General features: G+C 53.2%; 18 protein-coding genes and 2 tRNA genes. 18 read left to right on the forward strand and 2 right to left on the reverse strand.

Annotated elements, in window-relative coordinates; translation table 11 throughout:
• Positions 1-69: 69 nt before the first annotated feature.
• Positions 70-678, reverse strand: coding sequence for a CHC2 zinc finger domain-containing protein (locus ACNQFG_RS08270; RefSeq protein WP_423404537.1), 609 nt, complete (start codon positions 676-678; stop codon positions 70-72).
• 250 nt (positions 679-928) lie between these two features.
• Here ACNQFG_RS08270 and ACNQFG_RS08275 point away from each other — a divergent pair, with 250 nt between their 5' ends.
• The 16 genes from ACNQFG_RS08275 (at position 929) to rfbB (ending at position 16,812) form a co-directional block, all read left to right on the forward strand.
• Positions 929-1,759 carry a helix-turn-helix domain-containing protein gene (locus ACNQFG_RS08275; protein ID WP_423404538.1) on the forward strand — a complete coding sequence of 277 codons (831 nt, stop codon included), beginning with the start codon at positions 929-931 and terminating at the stop codon, positions 1,757-1,759.
• Positions 1,743-2,408 carry a sigma-70 family RNA polymerase sigma factor gene (locus ACNQFG_RS08280; protein WP_423404539.1) on the forward strand — a complete coding sequence of 222 codons (666 nt, stop codon included), beginning with the start codon at positions 1,743-1,745 and terminating at the stop codon, positions 2,406-2,408. Before ACNQFG_RS08275 ends, ACNQFG_RS08280 begins: the two co-directional genes overlap by 17 nt.
• Positions 2,409-2,574: 166 nt before the next feature.
• Entirely contained in the window at positions 2,575-2,823 is a 249-nt protein-coding gene (locus ACNQFG_RS08285) for a hypothetical protein (RefSeq protein WP_423404540.1), read from the forward strand.
• Positions 2,824-2,881: 58 nt separating this feature from the next.
• Positions 2,882-3,313 carry a hypothetical protein gene (locus ACNQFG_RS08290; protein WP_143405465.1) on the forward strand — a complete coding sequence of 144 codons (432 nt, stop codon included), beginning with the start codon at positions 2,882-2,884 and terminating at the stop codon, positions 3,311-3,313.
• 20 nt (positions 3,314-3,333) lie between these two features.
• On the forward strand, positions 3,334-4,800 hold the full coding sequence (locus tag ACNQFG_RS08295) for an ABC transporter substrate-binding protein (RefSeq protein ID WP_097786451.1): 1,467 nt from the start codon (positions 3,334-3,336) through the stop codon (positions 4,798-4,800).
• A 1-nt stretch (position 4,801) separates the two neighbouring features.
• Positions 4,802-5,599, forward strand: coding sequence for a carbohydrate ABC transporter permease (locus ACNQFG_RS08300; RefSeq protein ID WP_157774374.1), 798 nt, complete (start codon positions 4,802-4,804; stop codon positions 5,597-5,599).
• The gene (locus tag ACNQFG_RS08305; RefSeq protein ID WP_423404541.1) at positions 5,599-6,339 is read left to right on the forward strand and encodes a carbohydrate ABC transporter permease; all 741 of its coding nucleotides are present in this window, start codon (positions 5,599-5,601) and stop codon (positions 6,337-6,339) included. The genes ACNQFG_RS08300 and ACNQFG_RS08305 overlap by 1 nt, the downstream gene beginning before the upstream one ends.
• Positions 6,340-6,507: 168 nt before the next feature.
• Positions 6,508-6,813 (forward strand): type II toxin-antitoxin system RelB/DinJ family antitoxin, encoded by a 306-nt coding sequence (locus ACNQFG_RS08310; RefSeq protein ID WP_035393314.1) that lies wholly within the window; start codon positions 6,508-6,510, stop codon positions 6,811-6,813.
• On the forward strand, positions 6,810-7,130 hold the full coding sequence (locus ACNQFG_RS08315; RefSeq protein ID WP_423404542.1) for a type II toxin-antitoxin system RelE/ParE family toxin: 321 nt from the start codon (positions 6,810-6,812) through the stop codon (positions 7,128-7,130). Before ACNQFG_RS08310 ends, ACNQFG_RS08315 begins: the two co-directional genes overlap by 4 nt.
• 12 nt (positions 7,131-7,142) lie before the next feature.
• Positions 7,143-8,675 carry a recombinase family protein gene (locus tag ACNQFG_RS08320; RefSeq protein ID WP_423404543.1) on the forward strand — a complete coding sequence of 511 codons (1,533 nt, stop codon included), beginning with the start codon at positions 7,143-7,145 and terminating at the stop codon, positions 8,673-8,675.
• A 294-nt stretch (positions 8,676-8,969) separates the two neighbouring features.
• Entirely contained in the window at positions 8,970-10,031 is a 1,062-nt protein-coding gene (locus ACNQFG_RS08325; protein WP_423404544.1) for a SpoIID/LytB domain-containing protein, read from the forward strand.
• Positions 10,032-10,159: 128 nt separating this feature from the next.
• Complete coding sequence (locus tag ACNQFG_RS08330; protein WP_423404545.1) at positions 10,160-12,598, forward strand: glycosyltransferase family 2 protein; 2,439 nt, start codon at positions 10,160-10,162, stop codon at positions 12,596-12,598.
• 105 nt (positions 12,599-12,703) lie between these two features.
• Positions 12,704-13,495 (forward strand): glycosyltransferase family 2 protein, encoded by a 792-nt coding sequence (locus ACNQFG_RS08335; RefSeq protein ID WP_423404546.1) that lies wholly within the window; start codon positions 12,704-12,706, stop codon positions 13,493-13,495.
• 407 nt (positions 13,496-13,902) lie between these two features.
• A complete protein-coding gene (gene rfbA, locus ACNQFG_RS08340; RefSeq protein WP_005944568.1) occupies positions 13,903-14,790 on the forward strand; it encodes a glucose-1-phosphate thymidylyltransferase RfbA in 888 nt (295 codons plus the stop codon).
• Between the two features lie 21 nt (positions 14,791-14,811).
• Positions 14,812-15,729 carry a dTDP-4-dehydrorhamnose reductase gene (rfbD, locus tag ACNQFG_RS08345; RefSeq protein WP_097775168.1) on the forward strand — a complete coding sequence of 306 codons (918 nt, stop codon included), beginning with the start codon at positions 14,812-14,814 and terminating at the stop codon, positions 15,727-15,729.
• Between the two features lie 18 nt (positions 15,730-15,747).
• Positions 15,748-16,812, forward strand: coding sequence for a dTDP-glucose 4,6-dehydratase (gene rfbB, locus ACNQFG_RS08350; protein WP_154259028.1), 1,065 nt, complete (start codon positions 15,748-15,750; stop codon positions 16,810-16,812).
• A 93-nt stretch (positions 16,813-16,905) separates the two neighbouring features.
• Here the strand turns inward: rfbB and ACNQFG_RS08355 are convergent, their stop codons facing one another.
• Entirely contained in the window at positions 16,906-17,985 is a 1,080-nt protein-coding gene (locus ACNQFG_RS08355) for a 6-phosphofructokinase (RefSeq protein ID WP_423404547.1), read from the reverse strand.
• Between the two features lie 241 nt (positions 17,986-18,226).
• Between ACNQFG_RS08355 and ACNQFG_RS08360 the strand changes: the two genes are divergently transcribed.
• Positions 18,227-18,300, forward strand: a tRNA-Gln gene (locus ACNQFG_RS08360).
• Positions 18,301-18,334: 34 nt separating this feature from the next.
• Positions 18,335-18,410 (forward strand) — tRNA-Pro (locus ACNQFG_RS08365).
• The last annotated feature ends 65 nt before the right edge of the window (positions 18,411-18,475 follow it).

Below are 18,475 nucleotides of genomic sequence, written 5' to 3' on the forward strand. Positions count from 1 at the left end.
TGGTTCTCCTTTAAAAAAGTAAAGTGGTGATTATCATAATGATAAGCACCACTTTAGGTGAATGAATCGTCAGGCGCACTTTGCCAGAGCAAGGCGGTCGGTGCGCTCCTCCAGCATCAGCAGGTACGACCCGGACAGCAGCTGTGCGGCGGCAGCGGCCTTCTGCTGGGGCGTCCCAAATGCAACGCAGTCCGTCAGGTGCTCGATGGTTTCGGTCATGTGGAGGGCTTCCACGAACCGCTCGTCCAGCGGTTCTTCCGGGCTGGCGGGCTTGTAACGCTCTCGCCAGTCGTGCAGCAGGTCGAGATAATCGGTCAGCACCCGCAGACAGTAGGCGATGTCTGCCCACTGCTCGTCCGTCAGGCCACGCTTGGGCGGCGGCAGGGCGATGGCATTGGCGGGCGGCTTATCCGGGTCAAGCCCGAAGTCACTTGCGAGCTTCTCGGCGGCTTGCCGGGGGTTCAGGTCGAACAGCTTGGCGGTGAGGTCGATGGCATCTCCATTGGCCCCGCAAGCGAAACAGTAATAATAGGTGTCGTTCAGCTTCATGCTGGGGTCGCTGTCGGAATGGAACGGACAGCACACCATGCCATGGCGGTCTGGCTCCATACCATACATTTCTCCCACCTGCCGAACGGTGATGGCGGACTTGACAGTTTGATACAGGCTCAAGGGCATTTCTCCTTTGTTTCGTGTGTTGCACCAGAGTATCCCCAAAGTGGGAACTCTGGTGTTTTTTGCTTCCTGCCTGAATATACGGAAAATTTTGCAGGAAAGGCGAAAAAGCGGCAGAACTGCAACGGAAAAAGAAAAATGCCCTTACTGGTTGCAGGGCTGCAACAGCAAGGGCAGAGAGGAAACCGTATATTGAACAAAACGGCAGAGCGTATTATAATGAGGAAAAAGCTCAAAAAGGAGGGCCGACCACATGGCACAGGAATATCTGCCCGCACCATCCAACATCCGTCTTGCGGACTTGATGAAAGAGCACAACATCAGCCAACCAGAACTTGCCAAGGAAATCGGCTGCTCCAAGAGCACCATCAGCCGTTTTATTAGTGGCGCGAAAGGAACCCTGACCCATGAGCAGGTGCTAAAGATTGCAAGGCTGTTCAAAGTGTCCACGGATTTCCTGCTGGGAGAAACCAACATCCCTGACCGCAAGAACTACGACATTGCCGAGCTGGGCTTGTCCGTAGAAGCCGCAAAGAACCTCTACACAGGGCGTGTCAATACAGAGGTGGTCAATCTGCTGCTGGAAAATGCCCGTTTCGCAGAGCTTACTTACCGCATAGCGCAGTATTTTGATGATACTTTTGCGTCTGGCATCGCAGCACAGAATGCCATGCTCACGACATTGAGCACCCTGCTGCGCACAAAGGTCAAGACCCCGGAAGCAGCCAAAGCCGCAAAGGACATCAGCCTTCGGAGAAAACCGGTGTACCAAGGCGACCTTGATGATATTGAGACGTACTTCATGGCAACGGTCAAGGAAATTAAAAAGGGCATCGGGAGCCACTACGCTGAACAGGAAGCCATGAGCAAGAAAGTGGCAGAGAAGATGTTCACCGAATTGACCAAAGGGCAGGATGTGCAGCACCCAACGATTACGGCAGAGCAGTTGACGGATGCAATGTTGGACAGCGTTTCGGGTATGGAAGGAGCCACGCCGGAAGCACTGGAACAGCTGCGAAGCGGTCTGTTGGGAATCTTGCAGTCTGCCGCAGAGCAGGAAAACGCCCATGAAGCAGACGAATGAACGGCTTTGTGCGCTGGCACAGAAAGGCGATGCTGCCGCGCTGGACAGCCTGATCGACAACAACAAGTCCTTTATTGGCAAGGTGGCAAATGACCTCTTCCGCAGCATGAATCTGGCACAGTCTGGCCTGAACCTTGACACGAACGATTTGAAACAAGCGGGCAATCTGGGCTTATGGAAAGCTGTGCCGAAGTTCGATGCGGCGCGCGGCATGAAGTTCCTGACCTACGCAGCTCCGGCCATCCGCAACGCCATGATGGACATGGTGCGGGATGCCTTTGCCGCTTTTGAGCAGCGGATGGTGACAGAAGACAAGGACGGCGTCTGCTACCAGCGCGTTTCGCTGGATGAGGTTCTGCCGGGAGAAGAGCAGCTGCGGCGTATTGAAGCCATAGCCGACCCCTACGCCATGCAGCCGCAGAGTATTATGGAAGAACAGGAATCGCGCCGGGAACTGTACGATGCTCTGAAACGGCTGAGCCAGCGGGAGCAGACCTATCTTCTGTACCGCTATGGCTTCACCGATGGCGAGGAGCATCCTCTGATCGGCACGGCGATATACTTTCACCTGACAAAAGGCCGCGCAAAAAAGACGGAGAAACAGGCCATGGATAACCTTTGGCTGGAACTGCCGTGGTGGTTTATCTGAGTGAAAAGAAAAATCGTGATTGTGCTACAAGTTTTCTGGAAATTTATGTGCAGCTATACGATTTTGAAAAAAATTGTGGACGGATGAAATAAAGCGGGCTTAAATTTCGTTGTTTTAAAAAGGATTTGTAAGAACTTCTTTTAGAACGTATATAGGAGGCCTTTTTATGTTAGAGCATTTTTTCAAATCGCTAGTTGCAACAGTTTCTGACCCTTACCAATGCAATCGCATCACGGATGCGTTGGCGGCAGCTGGAATTAAATTCTATTGTAAATCCAAAGATGTCAATCGGCATAACACATTTGATCAAGCAAGAATTGGAACCCTCGGCATAAAACCGCAGTATGTCACAGAGGTGTTTGTGGACAAAGAAAATGCTGATATGGCTCTGCATATTGTACACACGCTAAAGTAAAGTCTGCGATATCATAGTTCTTACAGCGTGATATGTTTTCAGTTGACTGGAGAAAAACATGAAAAGAATTTGCATTGGACTTTTGACCGCACTAGGGTGTATTGCTGTAGCTACGGCGTTGATTGTTCGGCCATTTAGCAAAAAATCCATCCAGTCTTATGTACTGCGAAATCAGGATGAGCTGACAAACTATGCGCGGAAAGTGATAGAAGAACATCCAATGGGACCGCTAGAGTGGAATGGATGGAAAGTATATTATTACGCAGATGATATGGTGGAATTTTGTACAGGCTCTTTCGGGCTCATTCCGAGTACTACATATAAGGGCTTTTACTATTCTGAAGATGATGAACCACATGGCTTTCAAGATGTTCCGGTTGAGTTTGTAAAAAGTGGAAATGGATGGTCGTGGGCAGAATCAGAAGGTGATAATACACAATATACTGAACGAATTGCAGCACATTGGTATTGGTATGAAGCAAAATTTTAGAAGTCGGAGAACCTGAAGTTATGTATAACAATAGACGAAATAACCGATTTAGTATATTTATTGCCGCTATTATTGTAAGCCTGCTGGTTCTTCTCACAGGATGCGCATCTACCAAGAAGGAAACTGATTTAGCTAAGCCCGTTGCAGAGGATAGCTCAAATCCAGTCACTTTAACAGTCTACCTTACCGCTCACTATGCAAATCCTGATACACATTGTCCTATCTATGAAAAACTGCTAGATTATCAAAAAGAGAACCCGAATATCACAATACAATTCGTATCGCCAAAAGAGGGTGATACCGCAGAGCGTGAGGCAGAGATTCATCAGCTAAATACGGAAATCCTTTCAGGCAAGGGTCCCGACCTTTTTATTATGGAAGGAAACCGATTGACGAATGTTAATCTATTTCCAGATATTGAAAAGAGTATGATGAATGGAGCTTTTCTCGATCTTACCGATGTAATGGATTCAAACGAATTCACAGCAGAGAATTTTTATATGCCTCTTTTAGATGCTGGAAAACTAAAAGGAAAACAGTATATTTTACCTTTGTGCTTTTCAGTTCCAGCTCTGACAAGTGCAGAAAGCGTTCTGAAAGACAGCGGATTTGATATGCAAGCCGCATCAAAAAGCCTTGCGGCCACGATGGATGAACTGCTGCGCGTCTACAAGGAAAAACCAATGCTGGTTGTGATGGACTTTAGCATGACAAGCGCGTTATCGCAGCCAATTATCGATTACAAGAATCACACTATTAACTTGGATACAGTTAGTTGTCGGCAAACATTAGCATACGAGAAAGAATTCCGTACGGGTGAAATTTCTTATGAGATGCAAAATGGTTTGTTTGACAGTTTCAATCCAGAAGTAGTCCAAGATTATTTTGCAAACGGTGAACCTTTTGCTAGTCTTGACCCAAGCTATATGACGGTGGGACTTCTTCGGCAGTGTGCAGCTCTTGGAATCAAAACCGTAACACTTCCCATTCCCAATGAGCTAGGCGGTGTTACTGCTGAAATCGGTTCTTACGCAATGGGAAATCGAAACACAAAGCATCCAGCAGAGGTAAAAGCACTTTTAGCTTATCTTCTTAGTGAAGAATGCCAGTCGAGTTCGGCGTTTGCAGATAAAGATATGTTTCCTGTCCGACGTGGATGTCTTAAAAAATGTATGGAAGCACAATATCAATTCAGTGTCTATGATGCATCCCATGAAAAAATAGGGCAAGAAGATATTGAAAACCGAAAAGAGATGTATGGTGACAATTTGACTGATGCACAGCTAGATCAACTTGAAACAATATGTGACAAGATCAATGCAGCGCAATATCACACAATTTGGTACCGTGCCTTGCAGCTTGATCAAAGTGAGGATGGCGGAAATCTTCTAAGCGAAACGATGGTTCAGTATTGGAATGATGAAATTACCCTTGATGAGCTTGTTGATCGACTTACTCCGCGGCTCAAATTGTACCTTGATGAATAAAATGAAAAAGAATCTTCAGAGCAATATCCTTCTTCTGCCGGCACTTATTGCCGGATTTTTTTGCTATCTGTTTCCAATCTTGATTGCTTTTTGGAAAAGTCTCTTTCTTGGAACAGGAACTGATTTTGTCGGCATACAAAATTATGTGGATCTTTTTGAAAATGAGGCATTTTCACTTGCCGTTAGAAATCTGTTTCATTTGTGGGCTATTATTATACCCGTCAATTTGGTTATTGGCATTTTCATTGCGGAAGTTTATATAAAGTTCCGACAAGAAAAACTTTGTCTGTTCTTCCTTGTTCCTTCAATACTTCCGGCAGCTTGTGTTGTGACAATCGCATCAAGCATCTTACGAAAATCTCCTAGCCAGTGGGGTGAAACACCATTTGCATTTTATGTGTTCCTTGTAATTGTGTTATGGAAAACGCTGGGATTCTCAATTTTAATTTTTATGGTTGCTATGAAATCCATTGAATCTGAGATCATAGATGCCGCCATGCTGGATGGAGTCAACCCTTTACAATGTTTTTGGTACATAAAGCTTCCAATAATAAAGAGTTCTTTATTGATTTGTGGAATCTTGACGATTTACAATAGCTTTCGATGTTTCCGTGAAGCCTATTTGATTGGAGGAAGTCATCCGAATGAACAATTATATAGTATTCAGCACTTTCTACAAAACAATTTTATGAATATGAACTATGCACGACTGGAAGCGGCATCTGTTTTGGTTGTGCTTTTTGTTGGGGCCGTTGTGCTGATCGGAATGTACTTGGCAAGAAAAAAGAGGAATAACTGATGAACCCACGAAAAGAAGCTACATATAGGATGTTATCTTTGATAGTTGCTGTGATTTTTGTGCTGCCATGCGTATTTCTTGTTTTCCCGATATTTGATATAAACCCAGATGACTTGTGGCAGATGGATTCTCTGATGGAATTCATTTGCGCCTATAAAAATACCGCGATTCTTGCAATTGTCGGAGTGCTTATTCAAATTGTGATTGCACTGCCTGCAGGTTATGCGATTGCCAGAATCCCATCTCCGAAAGCGCAGACATTTTTTCTTTTGACCTGTGTTTTCTTTTTGCTTTTGCCACAGCAAGCACTTATGCTCCCTCAATATCTGGTTCTGATGAACATTGGATGGTTGGATTCTCTGAAAGGGCTATTGATAATGACGGCTTTCCAGCCTTGGATGATTTTACTCTTTTGGTTCGCAGCAAAAAGAATTGACAGTAGCCTGTTCGATTCAGCAATTTGTGACGGCGCAAGCAACTGGGGGCTTTTTAGGAAAATTTATGCTCCAATTGTACGACCGTATGTTATGATTGCGGCATTCCTTTCTATCGCTGAGAGCTGGAATCTTTTGGAACAACCCATGACATTTTTGCAGAGCAAAGAAAAGTATCCGCTCTCTATGATTTTGATGCAGCTTTCAACGGATAATGCTGAATTAAAAAATGTCCTATGTTTGCTTTTTGCGATTCCGCTGATGATTTTGTTCGGTACAATGGTAAAAAAGATAATCGATACATGAAAAATAAGAATGACTAGCTTGATTTCATTTCAGCAACAGGGTGGATATTTTGATCTTTGAACAATTCTGCAATAAATATGTTGTGCAATATGGAGAAATTTAATTATAAGTTTGGAAGTTGTTGATTTGCAACGCAAAATACGTTACAATAAATCCGAGGTGATAACCATGGAAAAAACGATGACACTCAATCTCCGTGTGAACCCTACTGTCAAGCAGCAAGCCGAGGATGTGCTGAAGCAGCTCGGCATCCCGATGGCAACTGCCATTGATATGTACCTGCGCCAGATCACCCTGACTGGCGGCATCCCCTTTTCTCTGTCCCTGCCGAAAGCTCCTGCGGCTCTGAATGCTGACACCATGACCGATGATCAGCTTCATGCAGCCTTGCAGGTAGGCATTAAGGAAATTCAGAACGGTGATACCGTGGATGCGGCAAGCGCATTCGCACAGTTCAGGGAACAGCACAGATGAAGCAGTATGACGTGAAAATTTCTCGTGCAGCCCTCAGCGATATGGAGCAGATTTACAGCTATATTGCTGACCGTCTGCTGGAGCCTGACACGGCTATGGGGCAGTATAATCGTATTGCAGAAGCCATCCAATCCCTGAACATCCTGCCAGAGCGCTGTGCGCTAGTGGAAAGTGAGCCGGAGCGCACTCAAGGGCTGCGGCAGATGCTGGTGGACAACTACTCGGTGTTCTACATTGTGGGCGGGGATGCTGTTTCGGTGGCTCGTGTGCTGTACAGCGCATCCGACCTTGTGCGCCGTCTGCGGAAAATGAAGTAAGGAGGTGCAGCCATGACCGCCGTGATTTACGCCCGCTATTCCAGCGATAACCAGCGCGAAGAATCCATCGAAGGGCAGATTCGTGAATGTACGGCCTACGCCGAAAAGAACGGCATTACCGTGGTCAAACACTACATTGACCGTGCCCTTTCCGCCAAAACCGATAACCGCCCGGACTTCCAGCAGATGATCAAGGACAGCGAAAAACGGCTGTTTGACATCGTGCTGGTCTGGAAACTCGACCGCTTTGCCCGAAACCGTTACGATTCAGCGCACTATGAGTACCAGTTGGAGCGCAATCATGTCAAGCTGGTGTCTGCCACGGAGCCCATCTCTGACAGCCCTGCGGGTATTATGGTCAAGAGTATGCTCACCGGCATGGCTGAATACTATTCAGCAGAACTTTCTGAAAAAGTCGTGCGCGGCATGACCGAGAATGTTCTGAAGGGCAAGTACAACGGCGGCACGATTCCCATTGGTTTTAAGGTGGATGAGGAGAAGTTCTTTCAAATCGACCCGCTGAAAGCCCCCTTTGTGGTGGAAGCCTTTCAGCGGTACAACGATGGTGCTACCATGAAAGAGCTGATGAACTGGCTGAACGATAGTGGCGTGACCACCAACCGCAACCAGAAGTTTACCTACAACAGTGTTCAGACGCTGCTGACGAACAAACGGTACATCGGAGAAAACCACTTCAAGGATATCGTGATGCCCGACAGCATCCCGGCCATCGTGGACAAGGACTTGTTTGAAGAAGTACAGCAAAAAATCAAGAAGAACAGCCGCGCTCCTGCCCGTCACAAGGCCGAGGACGATTACTTGCTCACCACCAAGCTGTTCTGCGGAATGTGCGGCGCGATGATGTTCGGCGAGTGCGGTACGGGTAGAAACAAGGTCGTTCATCATTATTATAAGTGCGCCACCGCGAAGCGTTTCAAGACCTGCAAGAAAAAGACCGTCCGTAAAGAGTGGCTGGAAGATTTGGTCATAGCTGAAACCATGAAGCTGATTCAGGACGATGCCGTGATTGATGCCATCGTTGCGGAAGTGATGGAGTTGCAGGATCAGGAAAACACCACGCTCCCTTTGCTGGAAAAGCAGATGCGCGAGGTAGAGAACGGCATTGAAAATATGCTGAACGCCATTCAAGCAGGTGTGCTGACCAACTCCACCAAATCGCGTTTGGAAAAGCTGGAAGCCCAGCAGAAAGAACTTGAAGTTCGGATTGCCGAAGAAAAAATCGCTCGGCCTCGGTTAAGCGAAAATCAGGTTCGGTTCTGGCTGACCCGGTTCCGCAAGCTCGACCCGAACGTGAAAAGCCACCGGGAAACGCTTATCAATACATTCGTGAATGCTGTTTATCTCTATGATGAAAAAGTTTTGATTACATTCAACTACAAAGACGGCACAAAAACCATCACTTTCGATGAGATCGCCGCGAAAGATGCCCCAGAGGGCAATGGTTCGGATTTAGGTTGCTTCGCTCCACCAAAAAAGCTTCAACGTAACTACTACGTTGGAGCTTTTTGTTTTGCTTGTGCGTGAGGCTCACAAATGCGGGTGGATTCGAACAGCATCGGCCCGCCGAATAGTCCGGCGGGCAAAAAAGCCCCTGCGGGGCTTTTTTAGATGCGCGGCTCGCGACATCCACCCGCGCCCACCAAAAATCCAGTATCCGAACCGGGTGCTGGATCTTCTGTTTTGTAGAAACTTTTTCAGGGCCGGGCGGGAAGAAGGCAAATGTGAAAACCAAAGTCCGGTTCTTGCCCAGGCCCGCCGGGTGTGTTAAACTGGAAGAAAAATTGCACTGATGAGGTGCATTCTGGGAGGAAACCGACTTTGAAGCGTATTTCGATGGTTGCACGCCGCATTGCGGCGCTGGTACTGGCAGTGGTGCTGCTGTGCACGGCGGCCCCCGCCGCATTTGCCGAGGGCGAGACGGCCCACCCCACCACTATGGGCGGCGCGGACACGACCCTGATCCCTGCCGAGGAGGAAAACTGCCTGAGCTGGCTGTTCGGCTCGCGGAATAAGATCACCATGCCTTACCTCAACATCAAGGGAAAAGGCCTGCGCCGGAACGTGACGCTCGATCTGGTGGACTGCCTTGTGGGCGTTACCTACACGGAGCTTGGCTCCATTGGCAGCTATGTCAGCGCCAGCGCCGCCCAGCAGGCGTGGAAGGCACAGGCGGTGGCCATCCATTCCTATCTGGAATACCACAAGCAGTACGGCTCCTCTGCCAATGCGCTCATCTATACTCCGGTGGATCAGATCCCGTCCTCCACGCGGGAGGCTCTGCGCAAGGCCATCGAGCCGGTCAAAGACGAGGTCGTGACCTACAATGGGTCAGTCATCGATGCGGTGTGGTCGGCCAGTGCGGGCTATAACACCCAGACCGGTACCTATGGCACCTGTTCCGGTCAGGATGCCTGGGGCACCGATGTGCCGTATCTGCAGAGCGTGGAGAGCCCCTACGAGGAGCAGTATCATAACCTGATGCGCCGCATCATCGGCCGGGATTACCGCTACACCGAATACACCAACAGCAAGACAGGGCAGGCTTACCAGAGCGCAGACACCACCCACAAGGATCTGGGCGGCTTTGTGCAGTACAACACCCTGACGGTCGATGGCCGCAGCTACCGCTATATCGGCCAGTTCGTTTCCTCCCGTTACTGCTTCGATTTCGGTACCGATGCCAACGGCACCCCGGTGATGTACTACTACGGCTACGGCCACGGCGTTGGCATGAGCCAGTGCGGCGCGGTGGGCTATGCCAACGAGCGTGGAATGAATTATAAAAAGATCCTCAAGCACTATTATCCCGGCACCTCCATCGGCAAGGCAGGCCGCGGCACTTCCGGCCTGTTCGGCTGGCTGAGCAGTCTGTTCGGCTAAAGAACTGGCATCCGCAGGAAAATGGGCAAAAGCGCTTCTCAAACGGGGCGGAATCTGGTATACTATATTAGTTTGTAGGAAAGCGAAGCGCGGGATCTGCGTCCTGCGGAGAAGTGGAGAAATCAGAAATGCAGTTGGAGAAAGAAAAGGAAACGAGAGAGGCTGCAGAGCGCTGCCGCCTGCTGGCACAGCGCATCGCGGAGGAGCTGGCACCGGAGGCGGCTGCGGTGCTTGCAGCCGATGAGGAGTCCGGTGCGCTGCTGGAAAAGGCGCTGCGCCGTGCGGGCATCCGAGCCAACCCCTGGACGGCGGCCGCCACGGCCCAGCCGGAGCTGCTGGTGGTGGAAGACCCGGCCTGGGTCGAACTGCCCGCCCGACTGGCCGAACAGGTCCTGCTGGTGTGCACCGATACCACCGCCCTGTCCGCATGGGCGGAAAAGCTGGCCGAGCGCGGCTACTACCGTGATCTGCAGTGGCGCAGCCGGGGCCGTGCCCAGCAGGCGGCGCTGTTCTGCACTGTCCAGCCCAGCGCCATGGGGATGGTCCGCGGTTACGAGGAAGAACTCGACATCCTGCGGGACCGGATGGTCCGTGCAGAGCGCACCTGCGGCGAGGAAGCGGCGCTCATCGAGCGGCTGCGCAGCGACCTCTCCCTGAGCCGCAGCCACGAAAAGCAGCTGGAGCAGACCCTGAACGAGGTCACAGGCTCCACCTTCTGGAAGATGACCTGGCCCGCCCGCTATGCGGTCAGCAAGAGCCGCCAGCTCTGGCACACCTTCCCGCTCTTTGTCTTCCTGCACGAGCTGCGCGCCGAGGGCGTTTCCGGTATGCTGGAAAAGGCCCGTGCCCGCCGTGTGTATGCGGCGCTCTTCCCCGGCATGACGATGCGGGCCGACCGCTTCGCCCCGGTGGAGCTGCTGGTCCGGCAGGCAAACGACCAGCCCGCCGCGCCGCGCATCAGCATCGTGGTGCCACTGTACAACACCCCGCTGAACTTTCTGGAAGAGCTGCTGGATTCCGTCGTGAACCAGACCTACCGCAACTGGGAGCTGTGCTGCGTGGACGCTGGGCAGGACCCCGCCGTGGGCCAGAAGGTCCAGGCCCGCGCTGCGTCCGATCCGCGCATCCGCTACCAGAAGCTGGAAAAGAACGAGGGCATTGCGGGCAACACCAATCAGGGCTTTGCGCTGGCAACGGGCGAGTTCATCGCCCTGCTGGACCACGATGATATCCTGCACCCCTGTGCTCTGTGGTATGCGGCCAAAGCCATCGCCGAGCAGAAGGCAGACTTCGTCTATACCGACGAGGCCACCTTTGAGGGCAAGGTGGAGAATGTGGTGCTTTACCATTTCAAGCCGGATTATATGCTGGATAATCTGCGCTCCAACAACTATATCTGTCATCTTTCCGTCTTCAGCCGCGTCCTGATGGAGCGCAGCGGCGGCGGTGAGCGGATGGAATACAACGGCAGTCAGGACTATGACCTCTACCTGCGCCTGACCGAAAAGGCGCACAAGATCGTGCATATCCCGCATCTGCTGTACTACTGGCGCTCCAGTCCCGGCAGCACGGCGGCGGACATCTCCGCCAAGACCTACTGCATTGAGGCGGGTATTGCGGCGCTCAAGGCGCATTACGAGCGCTGCGGCGTGGCGGTGGATGATGTGACCCTCATCCCCGGTACACCTGGCTATTACAAGACCGATTACACCATCGCGCATCCGGGCCGGGTAAGCATCCTGATCCCCACCTGTGACCACATCAAGGATCTGGAGCTGTGCGTGGAATCCATCTACGACCGCACCACCTACCCGGATTTTGAACTCATCGTCATCGAGAACAACAGCAGGCAGCCGGAGACGTTCCGTGCTTACAAGCGGATGGAGCAGGAGCATGCCAACCTGCACGTCGTCACCTGGCAGGGCACCGGCTTCAACTACAGCGCCCTGAACAACTTTGGCGCAAAGGAAGCCACCGGCGAATACCTGCTGCTGCTCAACAACGATACCGAGGTCATCACCCCCAACTGGCTGGAAGAGATGGTCATGTACGCCCAGCAGGACCGTGTGGGCTGCGTGGGCGCAAAGCTGCTTTATCCGGACAACACCATCCAGCATGCCGGTATCGGCTTTGGCATCGGCGGCGTGGCGGGCCACCTGCACAAATACTTCCCGGCGGCATCCGATGGCTATATGGGCCGCCTGAACTATGTGCAGGACGTCTACGGCGACACCGCTGCCTGTCTGCTCATCCGCCGTGAGATCTATCAGGAGCTGAACGGTCTGGACGAGAGCTTTGCTGTGGCCTTCAACGATGTGGACTTCTGCGTGCGCGTGCGTGAAGCGGGCTATACCAACGTGTTCACCCCGTTTGCACAGCTGTACCACTACGAGAGCAAGAGCCGCGGCATGGAGGACAACCCCGAAAAGCAGAAGCGCTTCCAGGGCGAGGTGCTCCGCTTCCAGGCCCGCTGGGGTGATCTGCTGGCCAAGGGCGACCCCTGCACCAACCCCAACTTTGACATCCAGCGGGAAGATTTCGCGCTGAAGATCCTGCCGCTGGAATGACCCTCCCGGTCATGCTTCGCGTGTCCGCCAAGGCCGGAGCGGGATGGCGCAGGCCGTTCCGTTCGGAACGTGTCGAGCGCCGCGACAGAGAAGAGGAGAATCCATTTGAAACTATCAGCTTGTATTGTAGTCTATAACGGGTACGATGAGGCGCTGAAAGCGGCACAGACCGTTTTGCGGTTCACCCGCCGCCACCCGCTGACACTGTATCTGGTGGACAACGCCAGCCCGGACGGCAGCGGCCAAAAGCTGGAAGCAGCGCTGCACAGCGGCCTGCTGGCAGCAGGGGAGGGGCAGCAGGTCGTTGTCCGCTGCCGCACAGAGAACGGCGGCTTTGGCACCGGCCACAATATGGTCCTGCCGGAACTGGACAGCGACTATCACTTCATCCTCAACCCGGACATCCAGCTGACGGCGGACACCCTGAGCGACCTGGCCGACTGGATGGAGCAGCACCCGGACGTCGTCATGGCCCGGCCTGCGCTTGTCTTCCCGGATGGCCGCCCCCAGCAGCTGCCGCTGCGCCGGTGTGCGCTCCGCCCCATGGTCTACCGTCAGCTGCCGGCGCTCAGGTTCTGGGCAAAGTACAACGAGCGCTATCTCATGGCGGACAAAGACCTGACAAAACCCACCGAGATCGAGTTCTGCACTGGCAGCTTCTCGGCGGTGCGCACCCGCACTTTCCGGGCAGTGGGCGGCTTTGACGAGGACTACTTCATGTATGTGGAGGATGCCGACCTCACCCAGAAGATGCGCACCCGGGGCAAAGCGTATCTGGTGCCCCAGTATACGGCCATCCATGCATGGCACCGCGCCGCGCACCGCAGCCTGAAGCCTGCTCTCTGGCAGACCAGCAACCTGCTGCGGTACTTCTCCAAGTGGGGATTCCGGTGGTGAACCCTCGGACCTACGCGAACAGCAGGGCTGGCCCGGCCTGCCAATGGCTCCCCTACCAGGGGAGCTGGCATTGCGAAGCAATGACTGAGAGGTTGTACGAAGGACAGCTTCTCCGCCAGCGCTTACGCGGTAACTGAGAGGTTCATCCCGCAAATGACATCAGGAGAACGGTCCCTTTGCAGAAAAATTTCTGTAAAGGGCCGTTCTTTCTTGCTTTTTGTGTGATTTGATAGTAAAATAAAGTGTAAAACTATCTGCGGTGGCCAGAATGCCCCCGGCAGAGCGGTTTTTCTGCAACTTTGTTTACAGCGGACGCAGCTCCGCTTTGAATATTACGAGGCCGGAGGAAACGAAGGCTTCGTATAGCTGCACAACTTTTTTCATTTTAATTAAAGGAGTGCACAAATATGAAAGGTATCATTCTTGCCGGCGGTGCCGGCACCCGGCTTTACCCGCTGACCATGGTCACCAGCAAGCAGCTGCTGCCGGTCTACGACAAGCCGATGATCTATTACCCCCTGTCCACGCTGATGCTGGCAGGCATTCAGGACATCCTGATCATCTCCACCCCGACCGATACGCCTCGCTTTGAGGCGCTGCTGGGTGATGGCAGCCAGTACGGCATCCATCTGCAGTATAAAGTTCAGCCCTCCCCGGACGGTCTGGCACAGGCCTTCATTCTGGGCGAAGAGTTCATTGGCGACGACTGCTGCGCCATGATCCTGGGCGATAACATCTTCTACGGCAACGGCTTCTCCAAGATCCTCAAGACCGCCGCCGCCAATGCGGAAAACAAAGGCCGCTGCACCGTGTTTGGCTACTATGTGCAGGACCCGGAGCGCTTTGGCATCGTGGAGTTCGACAAGGACGGCAAGGTGCTCAGCGTGGAGGAAAAGCCTCAGCATCCCAAGTCCAACTACGCCATCACCGGCCTGTACTTCTATAACAAAGAGGTCGTGAAGATGGCAAAGCAGGTCAAGCCCTCTGCCCGCGGCGAGCTGGAGATCACCACCCTGAACGACATGTATCTGAAGAAGGACGAGCTGGATGTTCAGCTGCTGGGCCGCGGTTTTGCATGGCTGGACACCGGCACCATGGACAGTCTGGTGGAAGCAGCCGACTTTGTGCGCATGATCGAGAAGCGCCAGGGCATCAAGATCAGTGCGCCGGAAGAGATCGCCTTCAAGTACGGCTGGATCGACCGCGACACCCTGCTGGAAAGCGCTGAGCGCTACGGCAAGAGTCCTTACGGCCAGCACCTGAAGAACGTTGCAGACGGCAAGCTGCGCTATTAAGTAAAAGAAAGGCATACCCATATGAAAATCATTGTTACCGGCTGCAAGGGTCAGCTGGGCACCGAGATCCTCAAGCAGCTGCGCGAAGGCCGCAGCGAGATCGGCCCCATCCCCGAAAAGCTGCTCAATGCCACGGTGATCGCCGTGGACCTGCCGGATCTGGATATCTCCAACTACAAAATGGTGGACGAGTTCATCCGCCGCAACCGCCCGGATGTCATCATCAACTGCGCTGCCTACACCAATGTGGACGGCTGCGAAGTGAACCATGATGCCGCCTTCAAGGCAAACGCCCTCGGCCCCCGCAATCTGGCACAGGCAGCGGAAAAGACCGGTGCACGACTGGTACACGTCTCCACCGATTATGTGTTCTCCGGCCGTGAGAACGGCGGCGTTGCACAGGACGAAGCCACCATTCCCGGCCCCATCAGCGCCTATGGCTCTACCAAGCTCATGGGCGAAAAGTATGTGGAGCAGTTCTGCCACCGTCACTTCATCGTGCGCACCGCGTGGCTCTACAGCTACTACGGCAAAAACTTCGTCAAGACCATTGTGAACGCAGGCAAGAAGTTTGGCAAGCTGGAAGTGGTCAATGACCAGTGCGGCAACCCCACCAATGCGGTGGATCTGGCCCACGAGATCCTGCAGCTGTGTGTGACCCACGAGTACGGCCTGTATCACTGCACCGGCGAGGGCATCTGCTCGTGGTATGATTTTGCGTCCGAGATCATCCGCCTGTCCGGCGTGGATGCCGCTGTGGCACCCTGCACCAGCGAGGAATACAAGGCAAAGCACCCGGAAAGCGCCGACCGCCCCAAGTGGAGCGCACTGGACAACCGGATGCTGCGCTGCACCGTGGGCAACGATGTGCGCGACTGGAGAGACGCTCTGGCCTGCTTCTTCGCCCACTGGGACGGCGACAACGGGATGAAAGACTGAAAAGAGGAAATTGAACCTATGAAAACCTATCTGATCACCGGCTGCGCCGGTTTTATTGGCTCCAACTTTGTGCATTATATGCTCAAGAAATACCCGGAGATCCTGCTGGTCAATCTGGATAAGCTGACCTACGCCGGCAATCTGGAAAACCTGAAGGATGTGGAGGGCGACCCCCGCCATGTGTTCGTGCAGGGCGATATCTGCGACAAGGAGCTGGTGGAAGGCCTGTTCCAGAAGTACGATTTCGATTACGTCATCAACTTTGCCGCCGAGAGCCACGTGGACCGCTCCATCAAGAACCCCGAAATTTTTGTGCAGAGCAACGTGATGGGCACCGTCAACCTGCTGCAGCGCGCCAAGGAAGCATGGTATGATGCCGATGCCAAGACTTGGAAAGAGGGCAAGAAGTACCTGCAGGTGTCCACCGATGAGGTGTACGGCGCACTGGGTGCGGACGGCTACTTTATGGAGACCACCCCCCTGTGCCCCCACAGCCCCTATTCTTCCTCCAAGGCCAGCGCCGATATGTTCGTTATGGCATTCCACGATACCTACGGCATGCCCGTGAACATCACCCGCTGCTCCAACAACTACGGCCCCTACCAGTTCCCGGAGAAGCTGATCCCCCTGATGATCAACAACGTCAAGCACCACAAGCAGCTGCCCATCTACGGCGACGGTATGCAGATCCGCGACTGGCTGTATGTGGAAGATCACTGCAAGGCCATCGACATGGTAGCCAACGGCGGCAAGATCGGTGAGGTGTACAACGTGGGCGGCCACAACGAGCGCCCCAACATCTTCATCGTCAAGACCATCATCAACCAGCTCCACGACCGCCTGCAGGACGAGGGCATCAGCGAGGACCTCATCAAGCACGTGGCCGACCGTTTGGGCCACGACCGCCGCTACGGCATCGACCCCACCAAGATCAAGAACGATCTGGGCTGGTACCCCGAGACCCCCTTTGAAAAGGGCATCGTGCTGACCATCGACTGGTACCTGAACCATCAGGAGTGGATGGACCATGTCACCAGCGGTGATTACCAGAACTACTATCAGGATATGTACAAGAATAAGTAAGCGCTTGTAAGACCTCGGAATCGCAAAACCAAAAGGAGCACCCCTCTGCATGATGCAGGGGAGTGCTCCTTTTTTGGTTGGTTCAGGAAAATCTCAGCCCAGGCTCACGCCCATGCGGCGGGCGACGGTGAGCAGGTCGCAGTTCTCCGGCACGTTGCGGGTCTTGCCTGCAATGTCGGCCAGACGGTTCTCGGTGACATGGCGGTTCACCATGGCAACGGTCACGCCGTAGCGCTCGATCTCCACTAGCTTTGCCGCATAGCTGCCGAACTGGGTGGCCAGCACACGGTCGTAGGCGCTGGGGCTGCCGCCGCGCTGCATGTGGCCCGGGATGCACACACGGGTCTCCATGCCGGTTTTTTTCTGCACGGCCTGTGCAATGCGGTTGGTGGCGGTGGTGCCATAGCCTGCCTCGGCGCGCTTTGCCATCCATTCCTTGCGCTTCAGCTTGGCCTCTTCCTCGTTCAGGGCACCCTCGGCCACAGCGATGATGGAAAAGTTGGAACCCTTCTTTGCGCGGCGTTCCACCGCACCGCAGACGCGGTCGATGTCGTAGGGCATTTCGGGCAGAAGGATGATGTCTGCGCCGCCGGCGATGCCGGAATAGAGCGTCAGCCAGCCGGCCTTGTTGCCCATGATCTCAATGCACATCACGCGGCTGTGGCTGCCTGCGGTGGTGTGAATGCGGTCGATCACATCGGTGGCAATGTCCACGGCGGTGTGGAAGCCGAAGGTTACGTCGGTACCATAGATATCGTTATCAATGGTCTTGGGCAGGCCGATGATGTTCAGACCCTCCTGCGAGAGCAGGTTTGCGGTTTTGTGGGTGCCATTGCCGCCCAGGCACAGCAGGCAGTCCAGCTTGGCTTCCTTGTAGGTCTTTTTCATGGCGGCAACTTTATCAATGTTGTCGTCCTCCACCACACGCATCATTTTAAAGGGGGTGCGCTTGGTGCCCAGAATGGTGCCGCCCAGCGTCAGGATGCCGCGGAAATCGTCCTCGCACATCTCCTTGTAGTCGCCGTTGATCAGGCCGCTGTATCCGTTCAGGATGCCAACGATCTCCACGTTATCGCCCATGCGGGCATACAGTGCTTTTGCTACGCCGCGGATGGTGGCGTTCAGACCCGGACAGTCGCCGCCGGAAGTCAGGATTCCAACACGTTTTTTCATCTCGTAATATCCCTCGTTTTCTCTGAATTTCCCACTCGTGCAGGAGAAGTTTGTACTATAAGAGTATTCCCAAAGCGGGGCGGTGTCAAGAGTTGGAACGTAAAAATCACGTGAAATCGCGCAGAGAATTTACCGGAAAAACTTCGGCAAAAAAGTTCTGAAAAAGTGTTGACAAGAAGGTGGTTTGATAGTATAATATCCCTTGTCAGCAGCGAGCAACGCTCCTGACAAAACAAAATATTGGGGATTTGCATAGTGGTAGTGCGGTAGACTCTGACTCTACTTGTGGGAGTTCGATTCTCTCATCCCCAACCAAGAAAACCGCAGTCTCAACTAGCTGCGGTATTTTCGGGGCATAGCGCAGTTGGTAGCGCGCCTCGTTCGGGACGAGGAGGCCGTGGGTTCAAATCCCGCTGCTCCGACCAAAAAAAGACCAGACGGATAAAAATCCGTCTGGTCTTTTTTCATCTTCGCAGCGGGATTTGAACAG

The sequence above is a fragment of the Faecalibacterium prausnitzii genome (assembly GCF_049532945.1).
GTDB classification, from domain to species: Bacteria; Bacillota; Clostridia; order Oscillospirales; family Ruminococcaceae; genus Faecalibacterium; species Faecalibacterium prausnitzii_N.

Coding starts and splice junctions, on each gene's coding strand:
- ACNQFG_RS08280 (WP_423404539.1), top strand. CDS start 1,743: ATGAAGCAGACGAATGAACGGCTTTGTGCGCTGGCACAGAAAGGCGAT.
- ACNQFG_RS08275 (WP_423404538.1), top strand. CDS start 929: ATGGCACAGGAATATCTGCCCGCACCATCCAACATCCGTCTTGCGGAC.
- rfbD (WP_097775168.1), top strand. CDS start 14,812: ATGAAAATCATTGTTACCGGCTGCAAGGGTCAGCTGGGCACCGAGATC.
- ACNQFG_RS08300 (WP_157774374.1), top strand. CDS start 4,802: ATGAAAAAGAATCTTCAGAGCAATATCCTTCTTCTGCCGGCACTTATT.
- ACNQFG_RS08315 (WP_423404542.1), top strand. CDS start 6,810: ATGAAGCAGTATGACGTGAAAATTTCTCGTGCAGCCCTCAGCGATATG.
- ACNQFG_RS08310 (WP_035393314.1), top strand. CDS start 6,508: ATGGAAAAAACGATGACACTCAATCTCCGTGTGAACCCTACTGTCAAG.
- ACNQFG_RS08295 (WP_097786451.1), top strand. CDS start 3,334: ATGTATAACAATAGACGAAATAACCGATTTAGTATATTTATTGCCGCT.
- ACNQFG_RS08330 (WP_423404545.1), top strand. CDS start 10,160: ATGCAGTTGGAGAAAGAAAAGGAAACGAGAGAGGCTGCAGAGCGCTGC.
- rfbA (WP_005944568.1), top strand. CDS start 13,903: ATGAAAGGTATCATTCTTGCCGGCGGTGCCGGCACCCGGCTTTACCCG.
- ACNQFG_RS08270 (WP_423404537.1), bottom strand. CDS start 678: ATGCCCTTGAGCCTGTATCAAACTGTCAAGTCCGCCATCACCGTTCGG.
- rfbB (WP_154259028.1), top strand. CDS start 15,748: ATGAAAACCTATCTGATCACCGGCTGCGCCGGTTTTATTGGCTCCAAC.
- ACNQFG_RS08285 (WP_423404540.1), top strand. CDS start 2,575: ATGTTAGAGCATTTTTTCAAATCGCTAGTTGCAACAGTTTCTGACCCT.
- ACNQFG_RS08320 (WP_423404543.1), top strand. CDS start 7,143: ATGACCGCCGTGATTTACGCCCGCTATTCCAGCGATAACCAGCGCGAA.
- ACNQFG_RS08305 (WP_423404541.1), top strand. CDS start 5,599: ATGAACCCACGAAAAGAAGCTACATATAGGATGTTATCTTTGATAGTT.
- ACNQFG_RS08355 (WP_423404547.1), bottom strand. CDS start 17,985: ATGAAAAAACGTGTTGGAATCCTGACTTCCGGCGGCGACTGTCCGGGT.
- ACNQFG_RS08290 (WP_143405465.1), top strand. CDS start 2,882: ATGAAAAGAATTTGCATTGGACTTTTGACCGCACTAGGGTGTATTGCT.